Origin of the sequence: Zymomonas mobilis subsp. mobilis ATCC 10988, assembly GCF_000175255.2 — a bacterium.
In the GTDB taxonomy this organism is placed as follows: Bacteria; Pseudomonadota; Alphaproteobacteria; order Sphingomonadales; family Sphingomonadaceae; genus Zymomonas; species Zymomonas mobilis.
On record NC_017180.1, the window covers coordinates 1 to 12,368 of the forward strand.

Consider the following 12,368-nt stretch of genomic DNA (forward strand, 5'->3'; position numbering starts at 1 on the left):
TAATGTTACAAACAACACATCTAGAGCGTGCGCTTAAACGCCTCAAAGAGGGCTGGGCACGTTATTTGGCTCACTCAGATGATGAGCAACTACGAGACGGGCTAATCCAACGTTTTGAGTTCACTTATGAAATTTCACATAAAATTATTAAGCGATATCTCGAATTAACGTCTCCATCTCCTGATTTGTATGATCGCATGGATTTTGCAGATATCATTCGATCAGCAAGCGAAAAAGGAATCTTGGAAGGTGATTGGAGGCAATGGAAAAAGTACAGAGACAGAAGGAATTTAACAAGTCATACGTATAACGAAACAAATGCTGAGATTGTTGTTGAGATAATACCTGAATTCATCGAAGAAGTGGAATATTTTTTAAGAAAAATAAAATGACAATGATGTCCAAAATTGATGTTTCCCCTGAGGATTGGCTTATCATCAAAGCGATACTTCAGGGATTTGTCCCACAAAAGGAAGTGTGGGCGTTCGGTTCACGTGCACGTTGGACTGCTAAAGATTATTCTGATCTGGATATTGTAATACTTGGTGAGGAGCCTCTCTCCGAAGAATTATTTATGGATTTGGAAAAAAATTTCACAGAATCGGATTTACCTTGGAAAGTAGATATTGTTGATTGGTACAATTTAGACGACGATTTTAAAAAGATAATAGAAAAAGATTATGTTGTGATACAAAAAAGAAATATCACTAAATGGCCATCCGTTCGCCTTGATTCGATTTTAGTACCAACCGAAAGAATTTCTTATGGTGTCGTTCAACCTGGCAAAGAATCCTTAAATGGCGTACCCATTGTGCGTGTATCAGATGTACGCGATGGAATGATAAAAACAGAAAAGCCTTTAAAAATTTCACAAGAGGTTGAAAATTCGTATTTACGCACACGTTTAACAGGAGGCGAACTCTTGCTGAGTATCGTTGGCACTGTTGGCGAAACGGCTATAGTGCCAGAATCTCTTAAAGGATGGAATATCGCACGCGCAATTGCACGCATTCCAGTCCGAGAAGATATCGGCGCTCGATGGGTACAATTAGCACTTAAAACAGAAACCATTAAACAACTTATCAACAGCAAACTCAACACAACCGTACAACCAACACTTAATCTTCGTGATGTTTTTGAATTACCTGTACCGTTCCCATCTAAAGAAAAACGCTCCAGTATTCTAAACATCCTCGGCTCCCTCGACGACAAAATCGACCTCAACCGCCGGACAAACGAAACACTGGAAGCCATGGCGCGAGCGTTGTTTCGGGACTGGTTTGTCGACTTTGGGCCGACACGGGCAAAAATGGCCGGAGAAGCCCCTTACCTCGCACCAGAACTGTGGGAACTTTTTCCCGACAGGCTGGATGATGAAGGTAAGCCAGAAGGGTGGAAAAATAGTCAAATTGGCAAACAATTTGATATTACCATGGGACAGTCCCCTCCTGGATATACATATAACTTAGACGGCAATGGTAAGCCTTTTTATCAAGGAAAAGCTGACTTCGGAACCATTTTCCCAACTCGTAGAATGTATTGCGCAGCCCCAAATCGTATGGCTTATACGTTTGATAGTTTGGTCAGCGTACGAGCACCTGTTGGAGAGGTAAATCTTTCAGCTGAAGAGTGTTGTATCGGAAGGGGGTTAGCAGCCATTCGCCATCCGCAGAATCTGCCTTACTATACCTATCTTGTAATGAAATCCCTAAGAAAAATATTTTTTTCTTTTGAAGACAACGGCACAGTATTCGGCTCCATCAACAAAAAGCAATTTGAAAAATTGGGTGTTTTAGAAAGTAAAGTCGAGAATGTTTTTGAGAAACGCGTAGACCCAATTTTTAAAAAAATTATTACCAATGAAGCCGAATCTTATACTCTTGCCCAGCTCCGAGACCTTCTTCTCCCAAAGCTCATGTCTGGTGAAATAAGTATCCGGAATGCCGAAAAGATGGTGAAAGACGCGGCATGAGCTTTCTGTCTGAAAACGAGATCGAAGACTGGGCTTGCGATATTCTGCGCGAATGTGGCTACACCATTGTCTGGGGGCCAGATATTGCCCCCGGTGGCAAAAAGCCGGAACGCGCCTCGTTATCGGACGTCATTCTGGAAAAACGCCTGCGTGCGGCCATAGACCGTTTGAACCCACACCTTCTCCAAGCCTCGCGGGATGAAACTCTGCTGGCTCTGATCCGCGAAGACACACCCGACCATGTGGACGAAAACCGCCGCCTGCATGATTATCTGGTCAATGGCGTGCCGGTAGACGTGGTGCGCGAAGATGGCACACAGTCTGGCGACCGGGTGCGCCTTCTGGATTTTGATACCCCGGAGAATAATGACTTTCTGGTCGTGCGCCAGTTCGTCCTTGAAAAGGACGAGGCCAACCGCAGGCCAGACCTCGTTCTGTTCATCAACGGCATGCCGCTTGGAGTGGTGGAACTCAAAAGCCCCAGTTCCGAGAACGCTACGCTGGATTCCGCATGGAACCAGTTCCAAACCTATCGCAGCCTTATTTCCTCCCTGTTCCGTTTCAATGAAGCGTTGATGATTTCAGATGGTACACAGGCCCGCGTTGGCTCCCTCACAGCCGGCCGTGACCGCTTCATGCCATGGCGCACCATCAACGGCGAAGACCTGATCGCCAAAAACCATGAGGAAATGGAAACCGTATTGCGGGGCGTGTTTACGCCACACTGGTTTCTGGGTCTGATCCGTGACTTTGTGCTGTTTGGCGAGAAGAACGGGAGTCCTATCAAAATTCTGGCGGGCTATCACCAGTTTCATGCCTGCCTGAAGGCTGTGACGCAGACTGTGCGGGCCTCTGCCCCGGATGGAAACCGCAAGGTGGGTGTAGTCTGGCACACGCAGGGGTCCGGCAAGAGCCTGCTCATGACGTTCTATGCAGGCGTGATCGCCCGCCACCCGGAGATGGAAAACCCCACCATCATTGTGCTGACAGACCGCAATGATCTGGACGACCAGCTCTTCGCCACCTTCTCCGGCGCGCAGGCTTTACTCCGTCAGATACCGGAACAGGCGGACAGCCGAGACGACTTGCAGAAACTCCTCCGGCGTACCTCGGGCGGTGTCATCTTTACCACCTTGCAGAAGTTCCAGCCCGAAGACGGCGAAACCAGCCTGCCCATGCTGACCGACCGGCGCAATGTGGTGGTCATGGCAGATGAGGCGCACCGCAGCCAGTATGGGCTGGAAGCCAAATTCAACCCTAAGACCGGCAAAATGACCTATGGATTTGCCAAATATCTGCGCGACGCCCTTCCTAATGCCTCCTTTATCGGCTTTACCGGTACACCCATTGAAAATGCCGATGTGAACACACGCGGCATCTTTGGCGACTACATCGACATTTACGACATCGCGCAGGCTGTCGAGGATGGCGCAACCGTGCCTATTTATTACGAAAGCCGCCTTGTGCGCATCGAACTGGATGAAGACCTCAAGGACGAGCTGGACGATGAACTGGCCGATATTGTCGAAGGGCTTTGCGAGAACGAGGAACACAAGCTCAGCCAGAAATACTCCCGCGTAGAAGCTTTGGTCGGCTCGGAACCCCGCCTGCGCCGGATTGCCGTAGACCTTGTAACCCATTTTGAAAACCGCCTGAATGCCCTTGAAGGAAAAGGCATGATAGTTGGTATGAGCCGGGCCATTTGTGTGGCTCTGTATAACGAGATCATCCGCCTGCGCCCCGCATGGCATAGTGATGATGACAATGAAGGAGCCATCAAGGTGGTAATGACCGGCAGTTCATCCGACCCTGCCGGGTTGCAGCCCCATATTGGCAAGAAATCCAAAGCCCGACGTGAACTACTGGCAAAGCGCATGAAGGACAACAATGACCCGCTCCGTCTGGTTATTGTGCGCGACATGTGGCTGACGGGTTTTGACGTGCCTTCCATGCACACCATGTATGTGGATAAGCCTATGCGCGGGCATGGATTGATGCAGGCCATTGCCCGCGTCAACCGTGTATTCAAGGGCAAACCCGGTGGTCTGGTGGTAGACTATATCGGCCTCGCTCAGAATCTAAAGGCGGCTCTGGGTGAATATTCAGCCGGAGACCGCGAGCAGGTCGGCATTGATGAAGGCAAAGCCATCCGCGCCTTGCAGGAACGCTACGAAGTCGTGCGAGCCATGTTCAATCCTGGTCAGGCCGCTGGCTTTGACTACCGCCCAGCCTTGCAGGACGAGGCAACAGCTAAGACCAAGCTCTCCATCATGGCAGGAGCACTTGACCATATTCTGGGTCAGCAGCAACGCGCCATGGTAACAGCCAAAAGCGCTGAAGAGCGTAAAGCGATCCAGAAACGCTACCCGGATGGAGTCAAGGCGCTTTCAGTCGCCTTTGCTCTGGCCTCTGCCAGTGATGAAGCTGCCAGACTGCGCGATGAAATCGGGTTTTTCGAGGCAGTCAGGGCGGCACTGGTCAAAAGTGCGAGCAATGGCAGCGATGGACGCAGTGCGCAGGAACTCGAGCTAGCTATCAAGCAACTGGTCAGCAAGGCGGTCATTTCAACCGATATTATCGATATCATGGAAGTCGCAGGCATTGGAAAACCTGATATTTCCATCCTCTCGGACACCTTCTTGCAGGAAGTGCGGGAAATGCCTCAGCGCAATCTGGCCATTGATGCGCTCAAAAAGCTGCTGGAAGGCCAGATACGTAGCCGCACACGCACCAACATCACGGAAGCCGAAGCTTTCTCACAAAGACTGGAACAAGCTGTCGCCCGTTACCATGCCAATGCACTCACATCTGCCCAGATACTGGATGAACTTATCCGCATGGCGCATGATATGGTCTCCGCTTGCGACCGGGGCGAGGAACTGGGACTGACACAGGAAGAAATCGCCTTTTATGACGCACTCGCACAGAATGAAAGCGCCAAGGAGGCCATGGGTGACCCTGGTCTACGCGCTATTGCTACAGCTTTAGTAAAGACCATTCGGGTAAATGCTACCGTTGATTGGACCGTCATGGCCCAAGCCCGCGCCAAAATGCGTACATCTGTCAAGCGTCTACTTCGCCGCTATGGATACCCGCCTGATATGCAAGATGAAGCTGTACAGCACATCCTGCGACAGGCCGAACAATTTGCACCTGTTTGGGCTGAGCAAGGAGGTATATAAATATACTAAATTTATATGATTTTTTTTGTATTAAAACGCGACCAGCAAGACCATTTTCTTGTAAATGACGAGCAATGCTAAATAGATTGAATTCTTTCCTTGGGGGGGGGCAATTGCAAAAAAATAGGAAAACTTTGGGTATTAAGAAGTGGAACGCATTACATAGATAAGCTTGGAAGACTAAGTGATTTTTGGTAGTAATGCGCCTGCCAATAAACGGCTTTTATATTGGTTAGCTTTCTCTTTCAGTCGTGTAAGATGTAAATTTTCGCCCTCGGTTGTAGTAATTATAAAAGAAGTTACTCGATCATTTTGAACCTATGATAATTCGATTTTTCTAGTAACCTTAATAAATGAAGCAGTCCCGACGTGTCACCATATGCTATAGCAAAATAAGAAAACCTTTCTTCGCCTTTTTGAATCTTGCTGCTGTAAAATTATGACTACCTTTTTTTGTCAACAGTACCTAATTATGTCATGAATTTTGAAAAGATTTATTAGTATAATAACCGAATATATCGTTCTATAGATAACGATAAATATTTTTGTGACATTTTATTTCGTAACATTTGAGATAATCTTAGAAATAGCTATTTCAAAAAAATTGAGTTCTTGAGGAGTTGCTGTCCCAACCCTGATCCAATTCAAATAGTTAGGATCGTTAAAAATACGAACATCTACGCCTTGAGACATGAGGGCGTCTTTCATTTTTTGCGCAGGTCGTAAAGTATTAATATAAACAAAGGTTCCTTCGCTCGGTAAATAAGGTAATCTATTATTTTTACATATTTTGTAAATTATCTTTCGACAAGAATTTAAATAGTTTATTGCACCTTGTAAGTAATTAGAATCTCTAAAACAGGCTTGTGCAGCAGCGTAACCCGCTTGATTTCGAGAGGTTGTTGTTAAACTGTACAGTTGTTTAATCCGTTGTGGTTGGGCAAGGCAATATCCAATTCTTAGACCTGCAAGTCCATATACTTTTGAAAATGTACGTGTAACGATTATATCAGCATTTTTATTAAGTAACGGAGCAACTGTTTTTTGAGAAAAATTTGATAAAAGTTCATAATAAGCTTCATCAATAATGATAGGTATCTTTGTAGATATTTCTATACAGAAACTGAATAATTCAGATATATCAAGTACAGTCCCTGTTGGATTATTGGGATTGCATAAATAAATAAGTGCGGTTTGTGAGGTTATTGCAGATTTTATAGCTTCTAAGTCGATCTTATGGTTTTTTAATGGTATAAAATCTACAGTTATACCTCGCCGTTGTGCATATGATAGATGAGTAGAATAAGTTGGACTAGGCGCAATAATTGTTCCATTCCGTCCAATATCAGCAGAAAGCAAAGACAAAGTATCAAGAGATCCATTTGATAGTCCGACCTGTTCAACTTTAAGATGCTCATACTGCGCAATTTTTACTCGTAGTTCGGACTCGTCTTCTATGTAATAGGGAGCTTTTGATATACAGGCTGCAATAGCTTGGCGCGCATTGAGCGATGGGCCAAATGGATTTTTTGTAACATTTAACCTTGCCCGTATAGGTCTATCGCAGGATAACTGTGCATTTAATTCCTTATTTCCTAAAAAAGTCGGACCCATAATACTGGCAGCTTGTAAAATCTTACGTCGATTAAGATGCACCATCTGATAAATCCAAAGTAAAATGCGCTATTAGAAAATCTCTTTTATTTTTTATCACAAAAATATTACAATTTTGTAACATTAAAATGTTAATTAATAATAAAATTATAAAATGTCATATTTTTTTAATAATTTTCATAGATGGAAGCTCAATAAATGAAATGTCTGAGCCTCTTTATTATGATCTGGAAGAATATTATGGCAATTCGAAAAGCTCTTCTGATTAGTACTTTTTCTACTTTAAGCATTACATCCACTAATGTTGTCTTCGCAGCAGAAAAAAAAGATATAAATGACATCCAAAAACAAAAGGCGACAATAGAAAAATCAAATAATAACTCCGATATTTCACCAAATAATAGTTCGGATACTTTAATTGTTACAGGTACCAGAACGGTTAATAGGCAGGCGCGCCAGAGCGCTTCACCCGTTAGTGTATTGTCTGCAGCTAATTTACAGCGTTCTGGACAACTCAATTTAGCAGATGCCATTACTCGAACTTATGCATCGATCAACGTTAGTACGATGGGGAATGATGCGGGGGCTCTTACATCGGCTTTTCGTATGCGAGGATTAAACCCAAATCAGGTTTTAGTACTTGTAAACGGAAAAAGGCGCCACACGACAGCCAATATTTATGCTGATGCAGGACCCGATTTTGGTGCAACGCCTGTTGATCTTAATATGCTTCCATCTGCATCAATAGAGCATATTGAAGTGTTAGAAGATGGGGCTGCCGCTCAATATGGCTCGGATGCTATTGCTGGCGTTGTAAATATTATTACAAAAAAAAGTAATAATGGTTTAAATGCGAGTGTCCAAACGGGTGCAAATGCTTATAATGGGGATGGTTGGCAATATCAGGCTAATATTGATGGTGGTCTTTCTTTAGGAAAAAATGGGTATTTGCATTTGAGTGCCCAGTCGTACCGTGCAAATCATATGGTGCCCTATACGGAAGATCATCGTTTGTTAGGATATAAGCCCGCAGGTGCGGGAACTTCTTTATATACCGATTCTGTTTCAGTCCCTCTTAATTCTAACAAGGTTATGAGTACCCCGAAAGAAACGCGCGAAAATTTGAGTATTGATTTTGGCAAACCGCTTTCCGATGGAGTGGAAGGGTACGGTTTAATAACCTATGCTCATCGTCAGTCAGAGTCCTACCAAAATTATCGGACGCCTGATACCGTACCCACTATCTATCCTTATGGTTTCTCGCCTCTCGAGACGATTAAAGAAAATGATTACGCAGCGACATTGGGTCTAAAAGGAGATAACCTTTTTGGGTTTTCTTGGGACGCTAGCTCAACCTATGGGGCAGATGAGGATGATATCGGTAATAAAAATAGTATAAATAATGGTATGCTCAGTACTAAATGTATTGACCGTCGTCAAAATCCTCAAACAACTAGCGCCTATGCTTCCAGTCAAGGGTGCGGTTGGTCACCAACAAAGACACGCGCCGAATCCTATCGGATGGCTCAGTGGACTAATAACTTAGATATTAGACGAAGTATAAATACCGGATTCGCTACTTCAACAATATTAGTCTTTGGTGCAGAACACAGACTTGAAACCTATGAAATTAAGGCTGGTGATCCGCCTTCTTATGAAGCCGGTGGTATGGCAGGATATGTTGGTCTTAGTCCGCAAAATGCAGGACATTGGAATAGAAACATTTTTGCGGGATATGTGGATGCTGATTTCCATCCTTTAAAAAAATGGAATATCGACTTTGCTGGTAGATTTGAACATTATTCAGATGTTGGAAATACTTTAAATGGAAAATTTTCTACCCGCTATGATATTTCGCACCATATTGCCGTTCGTGGTACCGTTAGTAACGGTTTCCGTGCACCGACACTAGCAGAACAGCATTTTAGCTCTATTAATGTTGGAGCAACAACGGTCTCTGGATTGCTGCCCGTAAGTTCGAACGCTGCTCATATTCTTGGAGCCTCTCCTCTTAAACCGGAAAGATCTTTTAATGCCAGTGGTGGTATTGTTTTAGAGCCTATAAAGGGCTTTCATATAGAAGCCGATGCTTATCAAATTAATATTCGTAATAGAATTATCGCTGGAGGATCAACAAATGGCAGTAATGCAATTTCGGCATTGGATAGCTTGGGTTTTGTAATCCCATCCGGCTTAGATCCTAATGCTGTTAGTACTTATTATTTTGCAAATGGAGCCAATACTCGAACCAGAGGGTTAGATGTAAAAGCGGACTATTTGGTTCATTTGCATGAACTCGGTATTTTATCACTCTCTGCTTCCTTAGACATTAACAAAACCATTTTAACGCATGTTGCATCTACAACGGCGAATGGTGTTTCCGTTCCATTACTTAATGCTGCCACTGCTGGTTATATTACGAGTTCTTATCCTCGTAGTAAGTTAATCCTGAATGCTTTTTGGGAAGTCGGTAAATGGAATATAAATTTGCGTGAAACACGATATGGCTCCACAACTAATATGCTGGTTTATCAAGATTGGACACCTAGTTCTGCAATATGTGAGGCAAATGGTAAAGCTTTGCGCTACTCAAATACTTGTTTTGCTAAATTTAAAAATACACCACGCTGGATGACTGATATTGAAGTAGGATATAATATAAATTCAAAGATACATCTTGCTGTTGGTGCCAATAATATTTTTAATGTCCGACCTCGTCGTGTAAATCAAATAAATAATAATTATGGTGCCCGTATTTATGACGCCAATTCTGCACAAGTACCAATGACTGGTGCTTTCTATTACGGGCGTGTTTCTGTAAAAATTTAATTATCTAAGTTATGTACGATTAAAATCGTACATAACTAATAATTATAAATTTATTTTGACAGTGATTTTTTTGAAACTTAAATGAATATATATAAATATGCGATATTGTTTGGAATTTACTTAATTTTTTTGCAAAAAAATGCAGGATTGCAAAGTGCTCAACCGTATCGGATGTTCAATAAGATTAAACCATGTGACAACTTAGCCAATGAAAGATGGCTGAATCTTAGGCTTATGAGCTATTAACTTATTAACAGGTTGTTGTGATCCACAGGCTTACCGGTGGAAGATGAGCCTGTGAATGAGTTATTTTTGCCGTCTGAGCGCCTGATAGAGCCAATATCCGCGTTTTTCCTATGAGCTGTGGGTTCTAAACGGGATTGTCTACGTGATCCTTAACGGCTTCAGTAGAAAGATGCCTCGAAAGTCTATGAGACCGATACCAAGAGCAGCTTGGGTATTCGACAGAATTTTCGCCGCGCAGGTTGGCTGGTAAAAGCAGCTGATGATTGACGCCACTTCTTCCTGCTTAGAAAAGGGATTTTCTTCATTATATCGGACGGGCAAATAGTAGACAAACTCGACATTCCACGCCGCATGTGAGGCCCAAGGTCGTCCGATTTGTCTCCTTGACAACAAGAATTATAGGTTTTCATCGAAAACCTTCGAGCGTGTCGCCAATTATAATTTTGTCACCATTTAATTTCATCTGTATATTTCTGAAACTTATGATATACATGTATATCATAAGGAGTGTTGAAATGTTGGCAATTCGTTTACCAGAAGAAATTGAAGATCGTCTCAGCCAGCTAGCGAAGGCGACCGGCCGGACCAAAACCTTTTATGCCAGAGAAGCTATACTTCAACATTTGGAAGAGCTGGAAGATACTTATCTTGCAGAGGCGCGTGCCATCAAAATTCGTTCAGGGAAGACTAAAACTGTTTCTTTAGAAAATGTCATGGCTGAATATGGCTTGGAAAATTGAGTTCGATCCAGCCGCTCAAAAAGAGTTAAAAAAATTAGGAACGCAGCCAGCTAAGCGCATCTTAAAATTTTTATCCGAACGTTTGGCTTCAACCGATAATCCAAGATCATTAGGTGCTGCTTTAAAGGGGAGCGCTCTAGGCAGCTTATGGAAATATAGGATTGGTGATTATCGCGTCATTGTCGATATTGAAGATAAGATGCTGCGTATTTTGGTTGTCAGAATTGGCAACAGAAGAGAAATCTATAAAAAAGTTGTGCGGCACTGATTGATATAACATACAGATAAATAAACGTTTTTTATATTAATCTATAATGATAGCTTAATATCTATATATCATTATATATAGATATCATACAAAGGTGTGCAGATGATTTATGGTGTCGTCAATACAAAGGGTGGCGTTGGCAAAACGACGATAGCTGTCCATCTTGCGGCCTATCTTAGTACCAAAGGAAAAACCCTGCTTATTGATGGAGATCCTCAAGCCAGTTCAGCTAGTTGGGCTGCATGGCGGCGAGATAGTGACCAGAAATATCCATTCAATCCAACAACAACCTGTCTTACTGGCAAAGCGATTTATAGCGAAGGTCGCGACTTATCTTCTGGTTTTATGAATACCGTTATCGATGCCGGAGGGCGTGATACATCCGGATTAAGATCGACATTGCTGTTATGTCAGAAAGCTATCGTTCCGGTTGGTGCCTCTAATATGGACGCGGCAGCCTTATCTGATCTGTTAGAGGTAATAGATATCGCTCGGGATTATAATTCCGACTTAACGATACATATCTTACTTTCTCGGATTGACCCTAGAACCAAAGATTCTGCTGAAATGCTGGCCTTTCTAAAAGATCAAAATTTGACCGTGCTATCCAGTCAAATTTGTGAACGTGTGGCTTTCCGGCGTGCAATTGGTGAAGGCGCTACTGTGGCAGAAATAAAAAAAGATACTGCGGCTATCACTGAAATAACCCATTTTTTTGAAGAGATCACAGCATGAATAGAATGAAACGTAAACCCGATGTCAGCAAGTTTCACTTATCTAAAGACCCAGATGATTTTCTAAATGGAGCCATCGCGGATAAGGCTGAAAAGAAACAATCGAAAGTCGAAGTCAAGAAAACTGAAACGCAGCAGAAAATTTTTCGATTGCCCGTCGATGTTATTAATGCATTGAAATTACATGTTGCTCATCAACAGGTCGAAACAGGGCAGAAAATAAGTGAAACGAAAATTGTTGAAAAGCTATTAAGAGAATATTTAAAATTATAGCATTATAGCATTATAGCATTATAGCATTATAGCATTATAGCATTATAGCATTATAGCATTATAGCATTATAGCATTTACTAGAGGTGCGGCTAGAATTTTACACAACAGGTATTTTAACACTTTAAAAATTTGGCTCCTCAATAATGATATAGCTTAATGCATGGCGCATCATTTTTCTGAAATCCAAAATCCTATCAATTTAACAGAAAACTAAGTAGAGATGTCGCATATAAACAGCGCGAAAATGACATTCGATATCATCAATTTAATAAGAAATCAGATCTATATATATGGGTTAAAATGATAGTCATAGTTGCGACTTAAAAATGATATCATGTTATAATGATATTTTGATAACATTATAGATTTATATATAAGTTGTATGACTAACACTGCTATCATATTGGTCAAAAATAACAGAATATAAGCCTTAATTAGATGATCGGCAGCTTAACGATTTGATGATCATTATTCCTAATATGATATCTATCGATCCCCCCCCATTTTGC

9 protein-coding genes are annotated in these 12,368 nt (G+C 42.5%); 8 read left to right on the plus strand and 1 reads right to left on the minus strand.

Features of this window, described 5'->3' with window-relative positions; translation table 11 throughout:
- Positions 1-2 precede the first annotated feature (2 nt).
- Genes ZMOB_RS09975 through ZMOB_RS09100 form a run of 3 tightly spaced genes read left to right on the plus strand, consistent with a single transcriptional unit; the run spans position 3 to position 5,154 of the window.
- On the plus strand, positions 3-392 hold the full coding sequence (locus ZMOB_RS09975; RefSeq protein WP_014466388.1) for an HI0074 family nucleotidyltransferase substrate-binding subunit: 390 nt from the start codon (positions 3-5) through the stop codon (positions 390-392).
- Positions 389-1,972 (plus strand): restriction endonuclease subunit S, encoded by a 1,584-nt coding sequence (locus ZMOB_RS10260; protein WP_014466389.1) that lies wholly within the window; start codon positions 389-391, stop codon positions 1,970-1,972. The genes ZMOB_RS09975 and ZMOB_RS10260 overlap by 4 nt, the downstream gene beginning before the upstream one ends.
- A complete protein-coding gene (locus tag ZMOB_RS09100; RefSeq protein WP_014466390.1) occupies positions 1,969-5,154 on the plus strand; it encodes a type I restriction endonuclease subunit R in 3,186 nt (1,061 codons plus the stop codon). Before ZMOB_RS10260 ends, ZMOB_RS09100 begins: the two co-directional genes overlap by 4 nt.
- A 555-nt stretch (positions 5,155-5,709) precedes the next feature.
- Here ZMOB_RS09100 and ZMOB_RS09105 read toward each other — a convergent pair.
- Complete coding sequence (locus tag ZMOB_RS09105) at positions 5,710-6,813, minus strand: pyridoxal phosphate-dependent aminotransferase (RefSeq protein WP_014466391.1); 1,104 nt, start codon at positions 6,811-6,813, stop codon at positions 5,710-5,712.
- A gap of 195 nt (positions 6,814-7,008) precedes the next feature.
- On the opposite strand from ZMOB_RS09105, the gene ZMOB_RS09110 reads away from it, so the two are divergent.
- The 5 genes from ZMOB_RS09110 (at position 7,009) to ZMOB_RS09130 (ending at position 11,858) form a co-directional block, all read left to right on the plus strand.
- A complete protein-coding gene (locus ZMOB_RS09110; protein ID WP_148235956.1) occupies positions 7,009-9,597 on the plus strand; it encodes a TonB-dependent receptor plug domain-containing protein in 2,589 nt (862 codons plus the stop codon).
- A gap of 761 nt (positions 9,598-10,358) precedes the next feature.
- The gene (relB, locus tag ZMOB_RS09115) at positions 10,359-10,583 is read left to right on the plus strand and encodes a type II toxin-antitoxin system RelB family antitoxin (RefSeq protein ID WP_014466393.1); all 225 of its coding nucleotides are present in this window, start codon (positions 10,359-10,361) and stop codon (positions 10,581-10,583) included.
- Entirely contained in the window at positions 10,567-10,851 is a 285-nt protein-coding gene (locus tag ZMOB_RS09120; protein WP_014466394.1) for a type II toxin-antitoxin system RelE family toxin, read from the plus strand. The genes relB and ZMOB_RS09120 overlap by 17 nt, the downstream gene beginning before the upstream one ends.
- A gap of 102 nt (positions 10,852-10,953) precedes the next feature.
- Positions 10,954-11,586, plus strand: coding sequence for a ParA family protein (locus ZMOB_RS09125; RefSeq protein WP_014466395.1), 633 nt, complete (start codon positions 10,954-10,956; stop codon positions 11,584-11,586).
- Positions 11,587-11,591: 5 nt separating this feature from the next.
- Positions 11,592-11,858 (plus strand): hypothetical protein, encoded by a 267-nt coding sequence (locus tag ZMOB_RS09130; RefSeq protein WP_252507335.1) that lies wholly within the window; start codon positions 11,592-11,594, stop codon positions 11,856-11,858.
- Positions 11,859-12,368: the final 510 nt, after the last annotated feature.